A 22,250-nucleotide genomic window follows, 5' to 3' on the forward strand; every position below is an offset into this window, starting at 1 on the left:
ATTCAAGCCCAGTTACAACGTCGGCATTTCCGCACCTGGCTCCGCGGTGGACATGTCATGTGCGCTTGGCTATGCTGCGTGCGCCGCCGCCGGCACATCATTCGCCTCCTTCTTTGTTCATGCTGTTTTCGCCACTTGCCGCCGCGTACCCGCGCGCCCGACGCAGATTCCGCCGCGCGCTTGCCGCGCTGGCCTGCTGCGCATGCCTGCCGGCGGCCACGGCGCAGCAGGCAACTGCCGCCGACGCCGCCGCGGATGCCGATAGCCCGTTCGCCTTCCACGGCCAGAGCACCTACGTCTGGCAGCGCAAGCCGGCGTTCAACGCCGCCTATTCGGGCCCGAACAGCCTTGGCACCGAACGCGCCAAGAGCTACTCCTTCAGCGCGACGCTCGACCTCGGGCTGAAGCTGTGGCGCGGTGCGGAATTCCACTTCAATCCGGAAGCCACGCAAGGCGTGCCGTTCTCAGGCCTGCACGGCCTGGGCGGGCTGTCCAACGGCGAACTGGGCAAGGCGGCCAGCACCAGCCCCGTCTTCTACCGCGCGCGCGCCTTCGTGCGGCAGACCTGGGGCATGGGCGGCGGCAGCGAGGCGCTGGAGGCCGACTTCAACCAGTTCGCACGCACCGTCGACCGCCAGCGCGTGGTGCTGACCGCGGGCAACTTCGGCGTGCTCGACGTGTTCGACCAGAACGAGTTCGGCTCGGACCCACGCACGCAATTCATGAACTGGTCGTTCATGACGCATGGCGCGTTCGACTATCCGGCCGATGCGCGCGGCTATACCTGGGGCGTGTCGCTGGAATACATCGGCGACGGCTGGTCGGCGCGCATCGGGCGCTTCCTGCAGCCGCTGGAATCGAACGGGCTGGAGCTCGATACGCGCATGTTCGAGCACTACGGCGACATCATCGAGCTGGAGAAGCGCTACCAGCTCGCGGGCCGGCCCGGCGCCGCGCGGCTGCTGCTGTTCCGCAACAAGGCGCGCATGGGCGCGTTCAGCGATGCGATCCAGTTCGGCATCGCCAACAACACCACGCCGGACCTGGCCGAGGTGCGGCGCGAGCACGCCAAGACGGGCGTCGGCGTGACGCTGCTGCAGGAGGTGTCGGATTCGCTGGGAGTGTTTGCGCGCGCCAGCCTGTCGGATGACAAGACCGAGACCTATGCCTTTACCGAGATCGGCAGGCAGGTGTCAGGTGGCGGCGTGATGAAGGGGGATGCATGGGGACGTGCCCGCGATGCGCTGGGCGTGGCGGTCGCGATCAATATGCTGGGCGGCCAGCATCGCAACTATCTTGCCGCGGGCGGGCAGGGCGCCTTTCTTGGTGACGGTGCGCTGCGTTATGGCCCCGAGCAGATCCTGGAGATCTACTACAGTTTCCAGCCGGTGAAATACCTGAGCATCAGCCCGGACTTCCAGTTCGTGCGCAATCCCGGCTACAACCGGGACCGCGGGCCGGTGAAGTTCTATGGGGTGAGGTTTCACGGGGAGTTCTGACTCCCCGTCCAGCCTTATTGCCGCGCGTTGCGCTTGTTGTCCGGCCAGGCCGTATTGAAGTTGGTCCGGAACGGATTGATATCCAGCCCCCCGCGCCGCGTGTAGCGCGCATACACCGCCAGCTTCACCGGCTTGCATTGCCGCAGCACGTCCATGAAGATCCGCTCGACGCATTGCTCATGGAACTCGTTGTGGTTGCGGAACGAGATCAGGTACTTGAGCAGCGCTTCCTGGTTGATCGGCGCGCCGACGTAGCGGATCTGCACGCTGCCCCAGTCGGGCTGCCCGGTGACCAGGCAGTTGGACTTGAGCAGGTGCGACACCAGCGTTTCTTCCACCGGCGTTTCCTCCTGGTTGGCGAACAGCAGTTCGGGCGCGGGCTCGTAGCGGTCGACCTCGATGTCGAGCCGGTCCAGCAGCAGGCCGTCGAGCTCGCCCATTTGTTGCTTGCCAAGATCTGCCTCCGTCACCAGCCGCACCTGCACCGTGCCGCCGGTGGCTTCGGACAGGTCATGGTGCAACAGCTGCTGCAGCGCTTCCGGCGAAGCGATCCTGGTCTGGTTGAACGAGTTCAGGTACAGCTTGAACGACTTGGACTCGACGATGTTGGGCGTGTCCGACGGGATGATGAAGGTGGCCAGCGCCACCTGCGGCTTGCCCTTCAGGTTCAGCCACGACAGTTCGTACGCGTTCCAGATGTCGACGCCGAAGAACGGCACCGGCTTGCCTTCGGGCAGGCCGATCTCGGTGCGCTTGGGCTGGCGCGGGATCGGGAACAGCAGCGAGGCGTCGTATTCGGTCTTGTAGGCCGAGGGCTTGCCCAGCGGCGAGTGTTCGGGGAGGCTCATGGGGCGCTCGGAAGGAAGCGGGACAGCAATCAGGACAGGAACAGCTTGTACACCGGGTTGTCGGTTTCGTCCCAGTGTACGTAGCCCAGCGTCGAAAGGAAGGCGCGGAAGGCGCGCTTTTCGTTCTTCGGCACCTGGATGCCGACCAGGATGTTGGAGGTGTCCGCCCCCTGGTTGCGGTAGTGGAACAGGCTGATGTTCCAGTTCGGGCTCATGCTCGACAGGAACTTCATCAGCGCGCCCGGGCGCTCCGGGAACTCGAAGCGGTACAGCAGTTCGTCATGCGCCAGCGCCGAGCGGCCGCCGACCATGTAGCGGATGTGCTGCTTGGCCAGTTCGTCGTTGGACAGGTCGAGCGTGTCGAAGCCATGCTTGCGGAAGCTGGCGGCGATCTTGTCGTTCTCGGCGCGGCTGGCGATCTGCACGCCGACGAAGATATGCGCCATGCTGGTGTCGGCGATGCGGTAGTTGAACTCGGTCACGCTGCGCGTGCCGACCAGCTCGCAGAAGCGCTTGAAGCTGCCGCGCTCCTCGGGGATGGTCACGGCGAACACGCCTTCGCGCGCCTCGCCCACCTCGGCGCGCTCGGCGACAAAGCGCAGGCGGTCAAAGTTCATGTTGGCGCCGCAGGCGATCGCGACCAGGTGCTGGCCCTTGAGCTTCTCGCGCTCGGCATACGCCTTCAGGCCCGCCACCGCCAGCGCGCCGGCCGGCTCCAGGATGCTGCGGGTGTCCTGGAACACGTCCTTCACGCCTGCGCAGATGGCATCGGTGTCGACCAGGATGATGTCGTCGACCAGCTCGCGCGTGATGCGGAAGGTTTCCTTGCCGACCAGCTTGACCGCGGTGCCGTCCGAGAACAGGCCCACTTCCTTCAGCTCGATGCGCTTGCCGGCATCGACCGAGCGCTTCATCGCATCCGAGTCCACGGTTTGCACGCCGATCACCTTGATCTCCGGACGCACTGCCTTGATGTAGGCGGCGACGCCGGAGATCAGCCCGCCGCCGCCGATGGCGACGAACACCGCATGGATCGGGCCCGGGTGCTGGCGCAGGATTTCCATGGCGATGGTGCCCTGGCCCGCGATCACTTCGGGATCGTCGAACGGGTGGATGAAGGTCAGCTTGTGCTTCTTCTCCAGCTCGGCGGCGTGGTGGTAGGCATCGCTGTAGGACTCGCCGTGCAGCTCGATCTGGACCCACTGGCCGCCGCGCTCGCGCACCGCGTCGATCTTTACCTGCGGCGTGGTCACCGGCATGGCGATGATGGCCTTGCACTGCAGCCGGGCCGCGGACAGCGCCACGCCCTGGGCGTGGTTGCCGGCCGACGCCGCGACCACGCCGCGCTTGAGTTCCTCCGCCGTGAGCGAGGCCATCTTGTTGTACGCGCCGCGCAGCTTGAACGAGAACACCGGCTGGGTGTCTTCTCGCTTGAACCAGACCGAGTTGCCGGTGCGAGCCGACAGCTGGTGCGCATAGGTCAGTTCGGTTTCCTGCGCCACGTCGTAGACCTTGGCGGTCAGGATTTTCTTCAGGTAGTCGGGGCGGGCGGCGGACGAGCGGGTCATGGTGTCAGGGCAGGGGCCGCGGGGGCGGCGCAAAAAAACCGGAAATTCTGGCGGAAACCGTCAATGATAAAGGATGGCGGCGCCGCGCACCCCACCGGGGCAGCCCAACCGTCGCCCGCGGAAGTTAGCGCGGGACGGATGTGGCCGTGCCTTGAAGTGGTGGGGAAGGCACTGGCGGCGGGGCCCGGAACGATGCGCCGGGGCTGGCCCCGGACTTGCATCGGCTGACGATTGCGCTCCCGCCATGTAGGACTGCGCCCGGTGGACGCCGGTCAAAACGACGTGTTACGGTGTAACGCGATGCCTCAGCTACCGCTTATCGAACCCAATACCGCGCTGTTTCTCGACTTCGACGGCACGCTGGCCGACCTCGCGCCGCGGCCCGAACTGGTGCAGGTGGAACCTGAACTGGTCGGCACGCTGCGTACGCTCTACCAGCGGCTGGACGGCGCGCTCGCCGTCATCTCCGGCAGGCCCATCGTCGAGCTGGACCATTTCCTGCAGCCATTGCAGTTGCCGGCGGCCGGCATCCACGGGGCGGAATTCCGCACCGACGGCGGCATGGTGTCCCAGACACCCGCGCCGGCCCTCGAGCCGTTGATCCCACACCTTGAAGCGCTCGTGCACGCCTACCCGGCGTTGCGGCTGGAGCGCAAGTCCGTCGCCGTTGCCATCCACTACCGCCAGGCACCCGAGCTGGCCGGCCTCGTCGATGCCGCGGTCACTGACGTATTGCGCCACGCGGTCGGGCTGGAAGCGTTGCCCGGCAAGATGGTGGTCGAGATCAAGCCCGCCGGCGTCGACAAGGGCGATGCCATCGCCGCCTTCATGAAGTCGGCGCCGTTCTGCGACCGCACGCCGCTGTTTGCCGGCGACGACATGACCGACGAGCCCGGCTTTGCCGCCGTGCGCAAGCTCGGCGGGCTGGGCGTGCTGGTGGGCCGGCGCGAGACCGTGGCCGGCGTCTGCGTGGAAGGGCCCGCTGCGCTGCGCTGCTGGCTGCACCGCTCGGCGCGGGCGCTGGATCAATCCGCGCGCGCCGCCGGCCAGCCCGCCGCGGTGCCGCACGAGACCGAGCCAGGCCGCGAAGGCGCACCGCGCCACAACCCCTATCCGACAGCATCCTGAGGGAGGTACTGCTGTGACCAATACGAGCAGCCCCAGCGAGCTGGGAAAGCCGCCGAGCGAAGGCGTGAACAAGACCGTGGACGGCAACTGCCGGCATGCCGAGGGCTCGCTCTCGCTGGGCATGATCGGCAACTGCGCAATCTCCGCGCTGGTGGATTGCCGCGGGCGCATCGTCTGGTCGTGCCTGCCGCGCTTTGACGGCGATCCCGTCTTCAACGCACTGCTCGACCCGAGCGAGAAAGCCGGCCATTTCTCGATCGAGATCGAGGACTTCCACAGCGCGAGCCAGTGGTATGAACCCAACACCGCGGTGCTGCGCACGCGGCTGAGCGACACGCACGGCAACTGCCTTGAGATCACCGACTTCGCGCCGCGCTTCTTCCGGCTGGGCCGCTATTTCCGGCCGACCACGCTGATCCGGCGCATCCGTCCCGTGCGCGGCGCGCCGCGCGTGCGGGTGGTGGTGGCGCCGCGCTTCGAATGGGGCCGCAAGGCGCCGGAGATCTCGCGCGGCAGCAGCCACGTGCGCTACATCGGCGAATCGATGACGCTGCGCATGACTACCGATGCGCCGCTGGCCTACGTGCTGTCGCACACGCCGTTCCTGGTCACGCGCGGGCACAACTTTATCCTGGGCCCCGACGAGACCCTGGCGCATGGCGTGGAAGAGATCGCGCGCGACTTCGAGCAGGAAACCACCGCCTACTGGCGCCTGTGGAGCCGCCGGCTGGCGGTGCCGCGCGAATGGCAGGACGCGGTGATCCGTGCCGCCATCACGCTGAAGATGTCGCTGTACGAAGAGACCGGCGCCATTGTCGCGGCAATGACCACCAGCATCCCCGAGGCGCCGGGCAGCGGCCGCAACTGGGACTACCGCTTCTGCTGGCTGCGCGACGCGTTTTTCGTGGTGCGCGCGCTCAACAGCCTGTCCGAGGTCGGCACCATGGAGGACTACCTGCGCTGGCTCTCCAACGTGGTGATGCAGTCGCAGGACGGGCATATCCAGCCGCTGTACGGCATCGGCCTGGAACGCGAGCTGCCCGAAAGCATGCTCGACCACCTGCCCGGCTACCGCGGCATGGGGCCGGTGCGCGTGGGCAACCAGGCGCAGGAACACTTCCAGCATGACGTCTACGGCAACGTGGTGCTGGGCGCGGCGCAGGCCTTCCATGACCACCGGCTGCTGCACCGCGGCGGCCCGGCCGAGTTCCGCCGGCTGGAAGAGGTGGGCGAGCAGGCGGTGAAAGTCTTTGGCACCCCCGACGCCGGCATGTGGGAACTGCGCACGCGTGCCCGCGTGCATACCTCGTCGGCGCTGATGAGCTGGGCTGCATGCGACCGGCTGGCCAAGGTCGCGGAAAAGCTGCAGATCACGACACGCGCGGCGTACTGGCACGACCATGCCAACCGCATGAAGGAACAGATCCTGGCCGAGGCGTGGAGCGAATCGCGCCAGGCCTTTGCCGAAAGCTTCGGCGGGCGCGAGCTCGACGCCAGCGTGCTGCTGATGGCCGAGGTCAACTTCATCGATCCGCGCGACCCGCGCTTTATCGCCACGGTGAAGGCGCTGGAGACTTCGCTGTGCGACGGGCCGTATATGCGCCGCTACGAGGCCCCCGACGATTTCGGCAAGCCCGAGACCGCGTTCAATATCTGCACCTTCTGGCGCATCGACGCGCTGGCGCGCATCGGCCGGCGCGACGAGGCGCGCGAGATCTTCGAGGCGATGCTCGCCGCGCGCAACCCGCTCGGCCTGCTCTCCGAGGACACCCATCCCGTGACCGGCGAGATGTGGGGCAATTTCCCGCAGACCTACTCGATGGTCGGGCTGATCAATGGCGCGATGCGGCTGTCGGCGCCGTGGGACACGGTGATCTGACCTCGCACCCGCGCTCCCGGCATCTCGCACGGCAAGAACAAAGGAATCCAGAAAACAACATATGCCAAGACTTGTAGCGGTATCCAACCGTGTCGCAGATCCGCGCAACGTGGCCGCCGGCGGCCTTGCCGTGGCGCTTTCCGAAGCCTTGCGCCAGACTGGCGGGATGTGGTTTGGCTGGAGCGGCAAGGCGCTGGAAGCAGCGCAGGGCGGCACCCCCGGTGAAGGCGAACTGCACCTGCAGCAGGCCGGCAACGTGACGCTGGCCACGGTGGACCTGAGCCGCGAAGACCACGACGCGTATTACCTGGGCTACAGCAATGGCGTGCTGTGGCCGGTGTTCCACTACCGGCTCGACCTCGCCGACTTCGATTCCAACTTCCTCAACGGCTACCGCCGGGTGAACCAGCTGTTCGCGCGCAAGCTGGCGCCGCTGCTCAAGCCCGACGACGTCATCTGGATCCACGACTACCACCTGATCCCGCTGGCGTCCGAGTTGCGCGCGATCGGTTGCGGCCAGAAGATCGGCTTCTTCCTGCACGTGCCGCTGCCGCCGCCGCTGATCCTGGCGGCCATCCCGCAGCATGAGTGGCTGATGCGCGCGCTGTTCGCGTACGACCTGCTCGGCTTCCAGAGCCACGCCGACGTGGAGCACTTCTCGCGCTACGTGCAGGCCGAGGCGCAGGCCGAGCCGATGGGCGAGCACCGCTACCGGGCCTTCCATCGCACGGTGCGGGCGCAGGCGTTCCCGATCGGGATCGACGTGGATGAGTTCATCTCACTCGGCCGCGGCGAGGAAGCGCAGGAAACCTACGAGATGATGTGCGCCCAGTACGCGCGCCGGCGGCTGCTGCTCGGCATCGACCGGCTCGATTACTCAAAGGGACTGCCGCAGCGGCTGAAAGCGTTCTACCGGCTGCTGGCGGAATATCCCGAAAACCGCATGAGCGCCACACTGGTGCAGATCGCCGCGCCGTCGCGCGAGTCGGTCGATGCCTATGTGGACCTGCGCAGCGCGATGGAGCAGTTGACTGGCGCGATCAATGGCGAGTTCGGCGAACTGGACTGGATGCCGGTGCGGTATATCCATCGCACTACCGCGCGCAAGCGGCTGCCTGGGCTGTGCCGCGCGAGTCGCGTGGCGTTGGTGACGCCGCTGCGTGACGGGATGAACCTGGTGGCCAAGGAATTCATTGCCGCGCAGGATCCGGAGGATCCGGGGGTGCTGGTGTTGTCGCGATTTGCCGGCGCGGCGGAGCAATTGAAGGAGGCGCTGCTGGTGAATCCCTACGATACCCGCGCGACTGCGCAGGCGATCCAGCAGGCATTGCACATGCCGCTGGCCGAGCGCCAGTCGCGGCACCAGAAGCTGCTGGAGCGGATTCGGGCGCAAGATGTGCACTGGTGGAGTAGTGAATTCTTGCGCGCGCTGGCTGAGACCGAGGGCGGTTGAGGTTTTAGCTGCCTGCCTGTTTAGGAGTGGGCTATGAGTGAGGATCTGGCATCGCAAACATGCACGCCATGTCGTGGCGGCGTCCCGCCGCTGACGCCTGATGAGGCTGAGGCGTTATTGCCGCAGGCGCCTGGATGGGATCTGGTGGATGGGGCTACTCGGTTGGAGAGGCGATTTTCATTTGCCAACTTTGCCGAGGCATTGGCGTTTGTTGATCGCGTCGGGCAGCTGGCGGAAGAGCAGGGGCATCATCCGGAGATCAGTTTTGGATGGGGGCATGCTACGGTTTCCTGGCGGACCAAGAAGATCAAGGGGTTGCATCGGAATGATTTTATTATGGCGGTGAGGAGTGGGGAGTTGGTGGGATAGGGTTCTTGCTGACAGCCCCTGACGTTGCCCGCTGCGGCCTGGATCTGGTGGATATTTGATGTGCCCTGTTCCGCCCTTTTAGGGCGGAACAGGGGGTAAACTCATTCCATATCCCCAGGCGTATCAATATCCCGAAACGCCCCCTCATCCTCCGTCAATATCCTCGTCACCGGCTTATCCTTGAGAAAGGCCCGCGCCCCTTCATCCCCATCGAGCCTCAGCAAGTCATCGCGCCAGGCAGCCCCAAAGCCGACAGGATGCCCGCGCTTCCCATCCCGCCACGGCGCAGCAATGATTTCCGGCGCGGTAATCGTCAACGCCACCGCCCGCACCAGTTCCATCGGTAGCCACGGCATATCGGCAAGCGCAACCACCCATCCCCGCGCCTCAGGCGTAGCCGCCACCGCCGCGCGCAGCGCTGCGCCCATGCCTTGCTCGGCCTCGGCCGATTCGAGCACACGGCAACCGCCGCGCCTCAGCTCTTCCGCCAGCGCCGGATTACCCGGCCGGATCACCGCAATCGAATCCGGCAACGCCGCGGCCAGCGTACGCGCACTGCGCCAGGCGACAGTGCGTCCACCAGGCAATACTTCCAGCAACTTGTTCCGTTTGCCGGCAGCATCGAAGCGCCGGCCAAAACCCGCGGCCAGCAAAATCCCGGTAGGCAGGTCGGTGCGAAGCAAGGGAGCATTGGGGGCGGCAGTCATGGCGGGCGCTCCGTTATCACGCGTCAGGTCGACGGACCAGGAGAAACATCGCAGCTGCTGCCGGTGCCGGCAGCCATCTCGCGCGCGGCCTTGGCGCCTTCCACCTGCAGGATGTCCGGCAGCGACACATGGTTCTTGGCTGCAACCACTTCCGCCAGGATCGAGATAGCGATTTCCGGCGGCGTACGGCTGCCAATGTAGATGCCAACCGGCCCATGCAGCCGCGCCAGCTGCAATTCGGTCAGATCGAATTCCTTGAGCCGCTCGCGCCGCGCCTGGTTGTTGCGGCGCGAACCCAGGGCTCCCACATAGAAGGCCCTGGTGCGCAGCGCTTCCATCAGCGCCAGGTCATCCAGCTTGGGATCGTGCGTCAGCGCAATCACTGCGCAGCGCTCGTCCAGTTTCATGTCCATCACCGTGTCGTCCGGCATGGTGCGGACCATGGTCACGCCGGGGATATCCCAGGTCTCCGTGTATTCCTCGCGCGGATCGCACACGGTGACCTGGAAGCCCAGCCCCACGGCGATCTGGGACAAGTATTTCGACAGCTGCCCCGCGCCGATTACCAGCATGCGGTAGCGCGGGCCGTGGATGGTCAGCAGCGTCCTGCCGTCGAAGACCAGCCCGTCGGTGGCACTGGCCGGTCCCAGCGTGGCCGCGCCCGTAGCCATGTCGAGCGTGCGCGCGACCAGCCGGCCGTTTTCCACGGCGTCGAGCAATTCGGCAATGCCGCTGGCCGGCTTGAGCGGCTCGGTGACCAGTTCGATGGTGCCGCCGCACGGCAGCCCGAAGCGGTGGGCTTCCTCGGCGCTGATGCCGTACTTGATGGCTTCCGGGTGGTCTGACGTAATGCCTTGCCGGCGCACGCGGTCGATGATGTCGTCTTCGATGCAGCCGCCCGAGACCGAGCCGACCACCAGGCCATCATCACGCACCGCCAGCATCGCGCCCTCGGGGCGGGGCGACGAGCCCCAGGTGCGCACTACCGTGACCAGCAGCACGCGATGGCCCTGTTGCTGCCAGTGCACGCTGTTCTTCAGGACTTCGAGATCCACGCTGTCCATGATCGTTTCCGCTTCGGTTCCTCTGTCTGTCCATTTTCGCCCGCGGCTGCGGCGGGGGCGCCCTCGGCCGCTGGCGTTTCCTGTGTGGTGTCCGGTGTAACCGCCTCGGTGAAGCGCGCAAAGAAGGTATCCGCCAGCTTGCGTGCCGCGGCGTCCACCAGCCGCGAGCCGATCTGTGCGATCTTGCCCCCCACATGGGCGTCGACGGCGTATGTCAGCACGGTCTCGTCGCCATCAGGTTCCAGCTTCACCCGGGCGGTCCCCTTGCCGAAGCCGGCCGCGCCACCCTGGCCGTCGAAGCGGATGGTGTAGCTGTCCGGAGCCTGGATTTCCTCCAGCGCCATGCGGCCCTTGAAGCGCGCCTTGACCGGGCCCACCGCGGCCGTCATGGCCACCAGGTAGGCATTGTCGCCGTCGGGCTCGATACTCTCACATCCCGGGATGCATTGCTTGAGCAGCTCCGTGTCGTTGAGCGCTTCCCATGCCACCTGCTGGGGAATCGGCAGGCGCTGGCTCTGGTTCATTTCCATGGCGGGGCTTCCTTTCTTGGTGGGTTGGGGGCGCTGGCCCGCGGGGGGCCGCCCTGGTCGGACAGCAGGGATTCGAGCGCCAGCAAGCTATCCAGGTTGTGCGCGGGGCGCAGCGCGTCGACATGCGGCAGGATCGCCTGCACGCCGCGCGCCTGCGGCGTGAATCCAGGGTAGCGCAGCAGCGGGTTGAGCCAGACGATGCGGTGCGCAAAGCGGCGCAAGCGAGCCATTTCGTCGCCGAGCAGGTCGATATGCTCGTGGTCGAGCCCGTCGGTGACCAGCAGCACCGTGGCGCGGCCGGACAGCGTGCGGCGCGCCCAGTGGCGGTTGAAGCTCGCCAGCGCGGCACCGATGCGGGTGCCGCCGGCCCAGTCGCGCACCTGGCCTGTGATCATGGCGACGGCTTCGTCTGGGTCGCGTTCGCGCAGTGAGCGGGTGATGTTGGTCAGCCGCGTGCCAAACAGGAACACCGACAGCCGCTCGCGTGACTGAATCAGCGCATGGCAGAAGTACAGCACCGCGCGCGAGTACTGGCTCATCGAGCCCGAGATATCTAGCAGCAGCACCAACGGTGGCTTGCGCTCGGCGTGCTTGCGGAATTTCCAGCGCAGCCATTCGCCGTGCTGGCGCACCGCCAGGCGCGCGCTGGCGCGCAGGTCGGCGTGGGTGCCGCAGGTGGCGGCGCGCAGCCGGCGCGTGCGCTGCAGCGCAAGGTGGGTGCGGCGGGTGCGCACCAGATGCTGCAGGGCACGCCATTCCTGCGCGGTCAGGGTTTCGAAGTCGCGCTGCGCCAGGCGTTCCTGGTCGGAGAAGGTCAGCGGCACGTGGATGCGTTCCGCCTCGGTCTGCGCCGGGCGCGACGGCATTTCCGGCTGGCGCGCGGCCAGCGCATCGGCAAGGCGGTTGCTGCGCCTGGGCGGCGGCGCGCCCGCGTCGACACGCGGCAGCAGCAGCGCGCGCAGCTTGCCTTCCCAGTCGGGGTCGCGCCAGAACAGGTCGAAGGCGGCGTCAAAAAGTGGCCGCTGGTCGGGGCCGGATAGCACCAGTGCCGCGAGCGCGGCGCGCACGTCGTCGCGCCGGCCGATGTCGAGCAGGCGCAGCGCGGCCAGTGCATCGACCGCGTGCGCCGGCGACAGGGCAAAGCCGCCGTCGCGCAGCAGGCGCATGAAGTGGGTGACGTTGCGCGCCAGCACCGGCAGTCCTGCAAGCGGACCGCCGCTGCGCGCCGCGGCGTGCAGCGTGGGCACGGCTTAGCCTCCGGGCGCGGCGCCCGCCAGCAGTTCCGCCACGGTGGGGCCGTCGACGCGCGCCAGGTCGTCCTGGTACTTGAGCAGCACGCCCAGCGTGTCGCGCACCGACTGCGGGTCGAGCTCGGTCACGCCCAGCGCCGCCAGCGCGCGGCACCAGTCGATGGCCTCGGCGATGCCAGGCGCCTTGAACAGGTCGATGCCGCGCAGCCGGTGCACGAAGTCGATCGCCTGCGCCTGCAGCGCGGCGGCGGCCTCGGGCGCGCGCGCGGCGACGATCTGCAATTCACGGTCGCGGTCCGGATAGCCAACCCATTGGTACAGGCAGCGGCGCTTGAGCGCGTCGTGGACCTCGCGCGTGCGGTTGGAGGTGATCACGATCAGCGGCGGGCGCTCGGCGCGGATCACGCCGATCTCGGGGATCGAAACCTGGAATTCGGACAGCACCTCGAGCAGGAAGGCCTCGAACGGTTCATCGGCGCGGTCGATCTCGTCGATCAGCAGCACGCGCGGCAAGCCCGGTGCGGCGGGATCGGGCAGCAGAGACTCCAGCAGCGGGCGCTTGAGCAGGTAGTCGTCGTGGTACAGCGATTGCGCCTCGGGCCGCTCGCCGCGGGCTTCGGCCAGGCGCAGCGCCATGATCTGGCGCGGGTAGTCCCATTCGTACAGCGCGCTGGCGGCGTCGAGTCCCTCATAGCACTGCAGACGCAGCAGACGGGTGCCGAGGACGCCCGCCATGGCTTGCGCCAGTGCGGTCTTGCCGACGCCGGGCTCGCCTTCGAGGAACAGCGGGCGCTGCATGCGCAGGGCGAGGTAAAGCACCGTGGCGGTTTCGCGGTCGGCGAAATATTGCTGGTGTTCGAGTCTGGCGAGGGTGTCGTCGATGGAGGTGGGGAGCATGGGGCGATCTATATTGCCGACGTGCCTCGCACGCCGGCGGTTTGCTCCTCTCTCCCACTTGTGGGAGAGAGGCGGGGGTGAGGGCGGGAGGTTCGCCCGCGACAACGCCTGATTCAAGCGCCGGCTCTCTCCCCCGACCCCTCTCCCGCGCGCGGGAGAGGGGAGACAACATGCGGTCAATGGAGAAACTCTACGCCTTCACCGCCGCCTCCACCGCCCTTGCCGCCAGCACCGGAATCAGATGCGCCCGGTACTCCGCCGACGCATGCAGGTCAGTATTCAGCGTCCCCGCATCGACCTTCACCCCACGCGCCGCCTGCGCGGTGAAGCCGGCCGACAATGCCTGTTCCAGCGGCTGGCACCGGAACACGCTGTCGGCAGCTCCGGTGACCGCCACGCGCACCGTATTCCCGGAGCGCGCCACCATCACCCCCACCAGCGCAAAGCGCGATGCCGGATTGCGGAACTTTACATATGCCGCCTGATCCGGAATCGGGAAGCGCACCGCGGTGATCAGTTCGTCCGGCTCCAGCGCGGTCTCATACAGCCCCTTGAAAAAGTCATCCGCCGCGATGCTGCGCCGGTCGGTGACCACGGTGGCGCCCAGCCCCAGCACTGCCGCGGGATAGCACGCAGCCGGATCATCGTTCGCCAGCGCGCCGCCGATGGTTCCCATCGCGCGCACCTGCCGGTCACCGATGCCGCCGGCCAGCGCCGCCAGCGCCGGGATGCGCTCGCGCACCTTGGCGTTCTCGGCCACGTCGGCATGGCGCGCAGCGGCGCCGATGACGACCTCGTTGCCGTCGACGCGGATCCCGGCCATGCCGGGAATGCGCGTTACGTCGACCAGCGTGGAAGGCGATGCCAGCCGCAGCTTCATCGCCGCCAGCAGGCTCTGGCCGCCGCCGAGGAACTTGGCGTCGGAATCGGCCTTGACCTTGGCCACCGCCGCCTTGGCATCCGCGGCGCGTTCAAAGTTGAATGCGTACATGTCGGTTTCCTTTGCGGTGTGGATGGATCAGGGCTGAGGCCGCGCGGCCTGGATCGCCTGCCATACGCGATGCGGCGTGGCGGGCATCTGCACATCCTTCACGCCCAGCGGCGACAGCGCATCGACCAGCGCGTTGATAAACGCCGGCGGCGAGCCGATCGCGCCGGCCTCGCCGCAGCCCTTCACGCCCAGCGGGTTGTGCGTGCAGGGCGTGCCGCTGGCGGTCTCGACGGTGAAATCGGGCAGGTCGCCGGCGCGCGGCATGGCGTAGTCCATGTACGAGCCGGTCAGCAGCTGGCCGCTGTCTTCGTCGTAGACGCACTGCTCCAGCATGGCCTGGCCTAGCCCCTGGCCGATGCCGCCATGCACCTGGCCTTCGACGATCATCGGGTTAATGATGTTGCCGAAGTCGTCCACCGCGGTGAACTTGACCACCTGCGACTCGCCCGTGTCGGGATCGACTTCGACCTCGCACACATAGGCGCCAGACGGGTAGGTGAAGTTGGTCGGGTCGTAGAACGCGTTTTCGTTCAGGCCCGGCTCCAGCTTGTCGAGCGGGTAGTTGTGCGGCACGTAGGCGCTCAGCGCGACCTCGCCGAAGGTCTTGGTCCGGTCTGTACCCGCCACGCGGAACACGCCATTGCTGAACTCGATGTCGTTGTCCGACGCCTCCAGCAGGTGCGCGGCGATCTTCTTGGCCTTGGCCTCGATCTTGTCGAGCGCCTTGACGATGGCCGAGCCGCCCACCGCCAGCGAGCGCGAGCCGTAGGTGCCCATGCCGAACGGCACGCGCCCGGTATCGCCGTGCACGATCTCGACCTGGTCGAGCTGCAGCCCGAGGCGGTCGGCCACCACTTGCGCGAAGGTGGTCTCGTGCCCCTGGCCGTGGCTGTGCGAGCCGGTGAAGACCGTCACCGTGCCGGTCGGGTGCACGCGGATCTCGCCGACTTCGAACAGGCCCGCGCGCGCGCCAAGCGCGCCGGCGATGTTGGAAGGTGCGAGGCCGCACGCTTCGATGTAGCAGGAATAGCCCAGGCCACGCAGCTTGCCGCGCTGCTTCGCTTCATCGCGCCGAGCCGGGAAGCCCTTGACGTCGGCCAGTTCCTGCGCACGCGCCAGGCAGGGCTCGTAGTCGCCGGTGTCGTAGGTCAGCCCCACCGGGGTGGCATACGGAAACTGCCGGATGAAGTTCTTGCGGCGCAGCTCGGCCGGATCGGTCTTCAGCTCGTGCGCGGCGGTCTCGACCAGCCTCTCGACCACGAAGGTCGCTTCGGGCCGCCCGGCGCCGCGGTAGGCATCGACTGGCGCGGTGTTGGTGAACACCGCCTTGACCTCCGCATAGATCGCCGGCGTGGAGTACTGGCCGGCCAGCAGCGTCGCATACAGGATGGTCGGCACGCTGCTGGCAAAGGTCGACAGGTACGCGCCCATGTTGGCGACCGTATGCACGCGCATCGCCAGGAACTTGCCGTCGGCATCGAGCGCCAGCTCGGCCTTGGTCACGTGGTCGCGGCCGTGCGCGTCGGTCAGGAAGGACTCGGAACGGTCCGCGGTCCACTTGACGGGGCGGCCGACCTTCTTCGAGGCCCACGTCAGCGCCACGTCTTCCGGATACAGGAAGATCTTGGAGCCGAAGCCGCCGCCCACGTCGGGCGCGATGATGCGCAGCCGCGATTCCGGCAATCCCAGCACGAACGCGCCCATCAGCAGGCGTTCGACGTGCGGGTTCTGGTTGGCGACGTAGACGGTGTAGCTGGCGTCCTGGCGCGTATAGCTGGCGTTGACCGCGCGCGGCTCGATCGCGTTGGGGATCAGCCGGTTGTTGACGATCTCCAGCGTGGTCACGTGCGCGGCTTTGGCGAAGGCGGCGTCGGTGGCGGCCTTGTCGCCGTGGCCCCACGTGTAGCAGGTGTTGGCCGGCACGTCGTCGTGCACCAGCGTCGACGCCGACGCGGCATCGGCGGCGCGGACCACTGCGGGCAGTTCTTCGTAGTCGACGTCGACCTTCTCGGCGGCGTCGCGCGCCTGCTGCAGCGTCTCGGCGATCACGAGCGCCACCTGGTCGCCCACGTGGCGCACCTTGCCCTGTGCGATCACCGGGTGCGGCGGCTCTTTCATCGGCGTGCCGTCGATGCTGTGGATCAGCCAGCCGCAGGGCAGGCCGCCCACCTTGTCGGCGGCGAGGTCGTCGCCGGTCAGCACGGCGATCACGCCGGGCGCGGCCAGCGCCCCGGTCTTGTCGATCGAACGTATGCGCGCGTGCGCATACGGCGAGCGAAGGAAATACGCGTAGCTCTGCTGCGGCAGCACGATGTCGTCGGTGTACTGGCCGTTGCCGGTCAGGTAGCGGTAATCTTCCTTGCGCTTGACGGAAGCGCCCACCAGGCGCTGGTTATCGGGTGCGTTCATGGCGGGTCCCCCTTATTCGGCGCTGGCGGCGCTGGCGGCGCTGGCGGCGCTGGCCGCCGTGCCCTGCATGGCCGCCTGGCCCTGCTGCACCGCACGCACGATGTTGTGGTAGCCCGTGCAGCGGCACAGGTTGCCCTCGAGTTGGGCGCGGATGGTGGCGGCGTCGGCGTCGGGATGCTGCTGGACCAGCGCGGTCGCGCTCATCACCATGCCCGGCGTGCAGAAGCCGCATTGCAATCCGTGGCATTCGCGGAACGCTTCCTGCATCGGATGCAGGCCGTTGCCGGCACTGTCGCCAGCCAGCCCTTCGATGGTGGTCACGGTGGCGCCGTCCGCCTGCAGCGCCAGGATGTTGCACGACTTGACCGCCCGGCCGTCCAGGTGGACCGTGCAGGCGCCGCACTGCGCGGTGTCGCAGCCGACGTGGGTGCCGGTCAGGCGCAGCTGTTCGCGCAGGAACTGGACCAGAAGGGTATTGGGTTCTACCTGCGCGTCAACGGGCTTGCCGTTGACCGTCAGGCGGATCGGAATCGCCATGCTTGTCTCCATGTGGGGTGGACGCGCATGACCAATTCCCAGATCCCGAAAGCAACTGCGCGGGACTGGCCACGACGCGGTACTGCCGCTTAAGACGGCTATAGGACGGCTAATTCGTGATATTGGTGCTGCCGCTGCAACTGCTCCAGGTGCGCCAGCGAACGCTGCGGCCGGCGTATTGGCACGGCCGGCGAACGTTTGGCCGCGACAGGCTCTAACAGTTAAACACAAATCCCTGGCAGGTGCCATGAGGTTTGCCCGCGCCCCATCCGGGGGAGGGGGCGCCCCACCGGGCCGCTGCTAGAATGGCCCGGCCCCCCCGCCTGCCCCGACATGGAAGCCTTCTTCGACTGGCTGTTTCAAACCGTCGCCTTGCCCAAGGTAGGCCTGCCCGCGATCTTTGTGGTCAGCCTGGTGTCGGCCACGCTGCTGCCGCTGGGCTCGGAGCCGGCCGTGTTCGGCTACGTCAAGCTCAATCCCGAGATGTTCTGGCCGGCGGTCATTGTCGCCACCGCCGGCAATACCGTGGGCGGCGCGATCGACTGGTGGCTGGGTTACTACGCCAAGCTGGCGCTGGTGCGCTATCACAAGCGGCGGCGCGCCCGCGAGCACGAGCTGGAACACGAGGAGCACCGGGAGCATGCGCGCAAGCCGCCCAAGCCGAAGCTCGATGCCAAGTACTTTCGCTGGATGCGCAGGCTGGGGCCGCCGACGCTGCTGTTTTCCTGGCTGCCGGGCATTGGTGATCCATTGTGCACATTGGCCGGGTGGCTGCGACTGTCGTTCTGGCCCAGCCTGGCCTGGATGGCGGTCGGCAAGTTCCTGCGCTACCTGTTCATGACTGCCAGCCTGCTATGGATTCCAGACAGTTTTTGGCAGAACATTGCGCAAACTTTCAAGTCATTCTTCTGATAAAAGTGCCTTATAAGTCTTATTTTGCGTGATGTTCTCGGCGCCGGGTCGCGTCTAATCCCTTGTTCCCACAAGGATTCCGCTTTGTTGCGGTGCGGCGAAACCGGGCCTTGCAGTACAATCGCCCTTTAATGAACGATTCGCGCACTGTCCCCGTGCGCAGCAGGAAGCGGTCCCCTCCATGAACGCCCCACTCGTGCTCGACGCCAAGCTCGCCGCGCAGGACGCCCCGCCGCGCCTGCGTGAAATTCCTTATAACTACACGTCCTTCTCGGACCGCGAGATTGTCATCCGCCTGCTGGGCGAAGAGGCCTGGCGCATCCTGGACGAGCTGCGCAGCGAGCGCCGCACCGGCCGCTCGGCCCGCATGCTGTACGAGGTGCTGGGCGATATCTGGGTGGTTCGCCGCAATCCCTACCTGCAGGACGACCTGCTGGAAAATCCAAAGCGCCGCCAGATGCTGGTCAGCGCGCTGCACCACCGCCTGAACGAGATCGAGAAGCGCCGCGCCGCCGACCGTGCCGAGCACGCCGAGCCCGCCGCCGAAGACCGTTCGCACCGCGTGGAGCAACTGGTCGCCTTCGCCAAGCAGGCGATCGAGGACTTCAAGAACGAGTTCGCCGCCGCCTACGACCTGCGCAAGCGCGCGCAGCGCGTGCTGGGCCGCGTCACGCAGAAGGACAACATCAAGTTCGATGGGCTGTCGCGCGTCTCGCACGTGACCGACGCCACCGACTGGCGTGTGGAATATCCCTTCGTGGTGCTGACGCCGGATACCGAGGAAGAGATCGCCGGCCTGGTCAAGGGCTGCTTCGAGCTCGGCCTGACCATCATCCCGCGCGGGGGCGGCACCGGCTATACCGGCGGCGCCGTGCCGCTGACGCCGATGAGCGCGGTGATCAATACCGAGAAGCTGGAGCAGCTGGGGCCGGTCGAGCAGACCGACCTGCCGGGGGTGTCGCACAAGGTGGCGACCATCTTCTCCGGCGCCGGCGTGGTGACGCGCCGCGTGGCCGATGCCGCAGACAAGGCGGGCCTGGTGTTCGCGGTCGACCCGACCTCGATCGACGCGTCTTGCATCGGCGGCAATGTCGCCATGAACGCCGGCGGCAAGAAGGCCGTGCTGTGGGGCACCGCGCTCGACAACCTGGCCTGGTGGCGCATGGTGGACCCGGAAGGCAACTGGCTGGAAATCGCCCGGCTCGACCACAACCTGGGCAAGATCCACGACGTGCCGGTGGCCACCTTCGAGCTGAAGTGGTCGGACGGCAATCGCGCCCCGGGCGAGAAGGTGCTGCGCACCGAGACGCTCGCCATCGAAGGCCGCAAGTTCCGCAAGGAAGGCCTGGGCAAGGACGTCACCGACAAGTTCCTGGCCGGCCTGCCCGGCGTGCAGAAGGAAGGCTGCGACGGCATCATCACCAGCGCGCGCTGGATTTTGCATCGCATGCCGAAGTTCATCCGCACCGTGTGCCTGGAGTTCTTCGGCCAGGCGCGCGACGCCATCCCCAGCATCGTCGAGATCAAGGACTTCCTCGATGCCGAGACGCGCAAGCCCGGCGGCGCCATCCTGGCCGGCCTGGAGCACCTGGACGAGCGCTACCTGCGCGCGGTGGGCTACGCCACCAAGAGCAAGCGCAACGCCTTCCCGAAGATGGTGCTGATCGGCGACATCGTCGGCGACGATGAAGACGCCGTGGCGCGCGCCACCTCGGAAGTGATCCGCATGGCCAACGGCAAGAGCGGCGAAGGCTTTATCGCCGTCAGCCCCGAGGCGCGCAAGAAGTTCTGGCTCGACCGCTCGCGCACCGCCGCGATCGCCAGGCACACCAACGCCTTCAAGATCAACGAAGACGTGGTGATCCCCCTCAACCGCATGGGCGAGTACACCGACGGCATCGAGCGCATCAATATCGAGCTGTCGATCAAGAGCAAGCTGCAGCTGGTCGACGCGCTGGAAGCGTTCTTCGCGCGTGGCAACCTGCCGCTGGGCCGCAGCGACGACGCCAACGAGATCCCCAGCGCCGAGCTGCTGGAAGACCGCGTGCAGCACGCGCTGACGCTGCTGCGCGAGATCCGCGCGCGCTGGCGCTATCTGCAAGATCACCTCGACACGCCGCTGGCGCAGGCCAGGGCCTCGCTGATCGGGCACGGGCTGGGCCTGCTGGGGCAGGAATTCGAGGCACGGCTGCACCAGCAGCCGGACGCCAGCGTGTTCCACCTGCTGCAGGACCGCACCATCCGCGTGTCGTGGAAAAACGAGATCCGCGCCGAGCTGCGCAAGATCTTCAACGGCGGCGAATTCAAGCCGATCCTGGACGAAGCCCAGAAGATCCACAAGCAGGTGCTGCGCGGCCGCGTCTTCGTGGCGCTGCACATGCATGCCGGCGACGGCAACGTGCACACCAACATCCCGGTCAACTCCGACGACTACGACATGCTGCAGGACGCGCACCGCGCGGTGGCCCGCATCATGGACCTGGCGCGTTCGCTGGACGGCGTGATCTCGGGCGAGCACGGCATCGGCATCACCAAGCTGGAGTTCCTGACCGAGGAAGAGATCGGCGACTTCCGCGCCTACAAGCAGAAGGTCGACCCGCAGGGCCGCTTCAACAAGGGCAAGCTGCTGCCGGGCGCCGACCTGCGCAATGCCTATACGCCGTCGTTCGGCCTGATGGGGCATGAGTCGCTGATCATGCAGCAGAGCGACATCGGCGCCATTGCCGAAAGCGTCAAGGACTGCCTGCGCTGCGGCAAGTGCAAGCCGGTGTGCGCCACGCATGTGCCGCGCGCCAACCTGCTGTACAGCCCGCGCAACAAGATCCTGGCGACCTCGCTGCTGGTCGAGGCCTTCCTGTATGAAGAGCAGACCCGCCGCGGCATCTCGGTCAAGCACTGGGACGAGTTCTCCGACGTGGCCGACCACTGCACGGTGTGCCACAAGTGCGTGACGCCGTGCCCGGTCAAGATCGACTTCGGCGACGTCTCGATGAACATGCGCAACCTGCTGCGCAAGATGGGGCAGAAGAAGTTCAACCCCGGCACCGCGGCGTCCATGTTCTTCCTCAACGCCACCAACCCCGAGACCATCAACCTGACCCGCAAGGTCATGATCGACTGGGGCTACAAGGCGCAGCGCCTGGGCAACGAGGTGCTGAAGAAGCTGGCGAAGAAGCAGACCGCGCATCCGCCCGCCACCGTGGGCAAGCCGCCGGTGCGCGAGCAGGTGATCCACTTCATCAACAAGAAGATGCCGGGCAACCTGCCCAAGAAGACCGCGCGCGCGCTGCTCGACATCGAAGACAACGAGATCGTGCCGATCATCCGCGACCCGAAGGCGACCACGCCGGAATCGGAAGCGGTGTTCTACTTCCCGGGCTGCGGCTCGGAGCGGCTGTTCTCGCAGGTCGGCCTGGCGACGCAGGCGATGCTGTGGCACGTCGGCGTGCAGACCGTGCTGCCGCCGGGCTACCTGTGCTGCGGCTATCCGCAGCGCGGCACCGGCCAGTACGACAAGGCCGAGAAGATCGTCACCGACAACCGCGTGCTGTTCCACCGCGTGGCCAACACGCTGAACTACCTCGACATCAAGACCGTGGTGGTCAGCTGCGGCACCTGCTACGACCAGCTCGCCGGGTATGAATTCGAGAAGATCTTCCCCGGCTGCCGCATCATCGACATCCACGAGTACCTGCTGGAGAAGGGCGTCAAGCTGGAGGGCGTGACCGGTACGCGCTACATGTACCACGATCCCTGCCACACCCCGATCAAGACCATGGACCCGACCAAGCTGGTCAACGACCTGATGGGCGGCAACGCGGGGCTGGGCAAGATCGAGAAGAACGAGCGCTGCTGCGGCGAGTCGGGCACGCTGGCGGTGACGCGTCCTGACATTTCGACGCAGGTCCGCTTCCGCAAGGAAGAGGAAATGACCAAGGGCGCCGACAAGCTGCGTGCCGACGGCTTTACCGGCGACGTCAAGATCCTGACCAGCTGCCCGTCGTGCCTGCAGGGCCTGTCGCGCTACAAGGAAGATGCGTCGGTGCAGGCGGATTACATCGTGATCGAGATGGCCAAGCACCTGCTGGGCGAGAACTGGATGCCTGAGTACGTGGCCAAGGCCAATGCGGGTGGGATTGAGCGGGTGCTGGTGTAAGGCCTGACGACGTTGACTTTGCCACCGGTTTTCTCCCCTCTCCCGCGAGCGGG

The 22,250-nt window shown here is 66.9% G+C and carries 17 protein-coding genes; 7 read left to right on the plus strand and 10 right to left on the minus strand.

The window, feature by feature from the left end; translation table 11 throughout:
• Positions 1 to 119: 119 nt before the first annotated feature.
• Entirely contained in the window at positions 120 to 1,499 is a 1,380-nt protein-coding gene (locus E1J61_RS08690) for a carbohydrate porin (protein WP_133093678.1), read from the plus strand.
• A gap of 14 nt (positions 1,500 to 1,513) precedes the next feature.
• Here E1J61_RS08690 and queF read toward each other — a convergent pair whose 3' ends face one another.
• Together queF and ilvA are read right to left on the minus strand one after the other, a co-directional pair.
• Positions 1,514 to 2,347, minus strand: coding sequence for an NADPH-dependent 7-cyano-7-deazaguanine reductase QueF (gene queF, locus E1J61_RS08695; protein ID WP_133093679.1), 834 nt, complete (start codon positions 2,345 to 2,347; stop codon positions 1,514 to 1,516).
• A gap of 29 nt (positions 2,348 to 2,376) precedes the next feature.
• A complete protein-coding gene (gene ilvA, locus E1J61_RS08700; protein WP_133093680.1) occupies positions 2,377 to 3,915 on the minus strand; it encodes a threonine ammonia-lyase, biosynthetic in 1,539 nt (512 codons plus the stop codon).
• A 300-nt stretch (positions 3,916 to 4,215) separates the two neighbouring features.
• On the opposite strand from ilvA, the gene otsB reads away from it, so the two are divergent.
• The 4 genes from otsB to E1J61_RS08720 all read left to right on the plus strand — a co-directional run bounded on the left by otsB (position 4,216) and on the right by E1J61_RS08720 (position 8,744).
• Positions 4,216 to 5,043: a trehalose-phosphatase gene (gene otsB / locus E1J61_RS08705; RefSeq protein WP_133093681.1), complete on the plus strand. Its 828-nt coding sequence runs from the start codon at positions 4,216 to 4,218 to the stop codon at positions 5,041 to 5,043.
• 13 nt (positions 5,044 to 5,056) lie between these two features.
• Positions 5,057 to 6,922 carry a glycoside hydrolase family 15 protein gene (locus E1J61_RS08710; protein WP_133093682.1) on the plus strand — a complete coding sequence of 622 codons (1,866 nt, stop codon included), beginning with the start codon at positions 5,057 to 5,059 and terminating at the stop codon, positions 6,920 to 6,922.
• A 61-nt stretch (positions 6,923 to 6,983) separates the two neighbouring features.
• Positions 6,984 to 8,375 carry an alpha,alpha-trehalose-phosphate synthase (UDP-forming) gene (gene otsA / locus E1J61_RS08715; RefSeq protein ID WP_133093683.1) on the plus strand — a complete coding sequence of 464 codons (1,392 nt, stop codon included), beginning with the start codon at positions 6,984 to 6,986 and terminating at the stop codon, positions 8,373 to 8,375.
• Between the two features lie 33 nt (positions 8,376 to 8,408).
• A complete protein-coding gene (locus tag E1J61_RS08720; protein ID WP_084254411.1) occupies positions 8,409 to 8,744 on the plus strand; it encodes a 4a-hydroxytetrahydrobiopterin dehydratase in 336 nt (111 codons plus the stop codon).
• Between the two features lie 101 nt (positions 8,745 to 8,845).
• Here E1J61_RS08720 and E1J61_RS08725 read toward each other — a convergent pair whose 3' ends face one another.
• The 8 genes from E1J61_RS08725 to E1J61_RS08760 form a co-directional block, all read right to left on the minus strand.
• Complete coding sequence (locus E1J61_RS08725) at positions 8,846 to 9,451, minus strand: NTP transferase domain-containing protein (protein WP_133093684.1); 606 nt, start codon at positions 9,449 to 9,451, stop codon at positions 8,846 to 8,848.
• Positions 9,452 to 9,474: 23 nt separating this feature from the next.
• On the minus strand, positions 9,475 to 10,515 hold the full coding sequence (locus E1J61_RS08730; protein WP_133093685.1) for an XdhC family protein: 1,041 nt from the start codon (positions 10,513 to 10,515) through the stop codon (positions 9,475 to 9,477).
• Positions 10,488 to 11,045 (minus strand): CoxG family protein, encoded by a 558-nt coding sequence (locus E1J61_RS08735; RefSeq protein WP_133093686.1) that lies wholly within the window; start codon positions 11,043 to 11,045, stop codon positions 10,488 to 10,490. Before E1J61_RS08735 ends, E1J61_RS08730 begins: the two co-directional genes overlap by 28 nt.
• Positions 11,036 to 12,292 carry a VWA domain-containing protein gene (locus E1J61_RS08740; protein WP_207951190.1) on the minus strand — a complete coding sequence of 419 codons (1,257 nt, stop codon included), beginning with the start codon at positions 12,290 to 12,292 and terminating at the stop codon, positions 11,036 to 11,038. The genes E1J61_RS08735 and E1J61_RS08740 overlap by 10 nt, the downstream gene beginning before the upstream one ends.
• Positions 12,293 to 12,295: 3 nt before the next feature.
• A complete protein-coding gene (locus tag E1J61_RS08745) occupies positions 12,296 to 13,192 on the minus strand; it encodes a MoxR family ATPase (RefSeq protein ID WP_133093687.1) in 897 nt (298 codons plus the stop codon).
• Positions 13,193 to 13,382: 190 nt separating this feature from the next.
• Positions 13,383 to 14,183, minus strand: coding sequence for a xanthine dehydrogenase family protein subunit M (locus tag E1J61_RS08750; protein WP_133093688.1), 801 nt, complete (start codon positions 14,181 to 14,183; stop codon positions 13,383 to 13,385).
• Positions 14,184 to 14,210: 27 nt separating this feature from the next.
• Complete coding sequence (locus tag E1J61_RS08755; RefSeq protein ID WP_133093689.1) at positions 14,211 to 16,592, minus strand: xanthine dehydrogenase family protein molybdopterin-binding subunit; 2,382 nt, start codon at positions 16,590 to 16,592, stop codon at positions 14,211 to 14,213.
• 12 nt (positions 16,593 to 16,604) lie between these two features.
• Positions 16,605 to 17,129, minus strand: a complete 525-nt coding sequence (locus E1J61_RS08760; protein WP_133093690.1) for a (2Fe-2S)-binding protein — start codon at positions 17,127 to 17,129, stop codon at positions 16,605 to 16,607.
• A 333-nt stretch (positions 17,130 to 17,462) separates the two neighbouring features.
• Between E1J61_RS08760 and E1J61_RS08765 the strand changes: the two genes are divergently transcribed.
• Positions 17,463 to 18,041 (plus strand): YqaA family protein, encoded by a 579-nt coding sequence (locus E1J61_RS08765; RefSeq protein ID WP_133093691.1) that lies wholly within the window; start codon positions 17,463 to 17,465, stop codon positions 18,039 to 18,041.
• 181 nt (positions 18,042 to 18,222) lie between these two features.
• A complete protein-coding gene (locus tag E1J61_RS08770; protein WP_133093692.1) occupies positions 18,223 to 22,197 on the plus strand; it encodes an FAD/FMN-binding oxidoreductase in 3,975 nt (1,324 codons plus the stop codon).
• Positions 22,198 to 22,250: the final 53 nt, after the last annotated feature.

Source organism: Cupriavidus sp. L7L, assembly GCF_004353535.1.
Lineage (GTDB): Bacteria > Pseudomonadota > Gammaproteobacteria > Burkholderiales > Burkholderiaceae > Cupriavidus > Cupriavidus oxalaticus_A.

Coding starts and splice junctions, on each gene's coding strand:
- E1J61_RS08690 (WP_133093678.1), top strand. CDS start 120: ATGCTGTTTTCGCCACTTGCCGCCGCGTACCCGCGCGCCCGACGCAGA.
- queF (WP_133093679.1), bottom strand. CDS start 2,347: ATGAGCCTCCCCGAACACTCGCCGCTGGGCAAGCCCTCGGCCTACAAG.
- ilvA (WP_133093680.1), bottom strand. CDS start 3,915: ATGACCCGCTCGTCCGCCGCCCGCCCCGACTACCTGAAGAAAATCCTG.
- otsB (WP_133093681.1), top strand. CDS start 4,216: ATGCCTCAGCTACCGCTTATCGAACCCAATACCGCGCTGTTTCTCGAC.
- otsA (WP_133093683.1), top strand. CDS start 6,984: ATGCCAAGACTTGTAGCGGTATCCAACCGTGTCGCAGATCCGCGCAAC.
- E1J61_RS08720 (WP_084254411.1), top strand. CDS start 8,409: ATGAGTGAGGATCTGGCATCGCAAACATGCACGCCATGTCGTGGCGGC.
- E1J61_RS08725 (WP_133093684.1), bottom strand. CDS start 9,451: ATGACTGCCGCCCCCAATGCTCCCTTGCTTCGCACCGACCTGCCTACC.
- E1J61_RS08730 (WP_133093685.1), bottom strand. CDS start 10,515: ATGGACAGCGTGGATCTCGAAGTCCTGAAGAACAGCGTGCACTGGCAG.
- E1J61_RS08735 (WP_133093686.1), bottom strand. CDS start 11,045: ATGGAAATGAACCAGAGCCAGCGCCTGCCGATTCCCCAGCAGGTGGCA.
- E1J61_RS08745 (WP_133093687.1), bottom strand. CDS start 13,192: ATGCTCCCCACCTCCATCGACGACACCCTCGCCAGACTCGAACACCAG.
- E1J61_RS08750 (WP_133093688.1), bottom strand. CDS start 14,183: ATGTACGCATTCAACTTTGAACGCGCCGCGGATGCCAAGGCGGCGGTG.
- E1J61_RS08755 (WP_133093689.1), bottom strand. CDS start 16,592: ATGAACGCACCCGATAACCAGCGCCTGGTGGGCGCTTCCGTCAAGCGC.
- E1J61_RS08760 (WP_133093690.1), bottom strand. CDS start 17,129: ATGGCGATTCCGATCCGCCTGACGGTCAACGGCAAGCCCGTTGACGCG.
- E1J61_RS08765 (WP_133093691.1), top strand. CDS start 17,463: ATGGAAGCCTTCTTCGACTGGCTGTTTCAAACCGTCGCCTTGCCCAAG.
- E1J61_RS08770 (WP_133093692.1), top strand. CDS start 18,223: ATGAACGCCCCACTCGTGCTCGACGCCAAGCTCGCCGCGCAGGACGCC.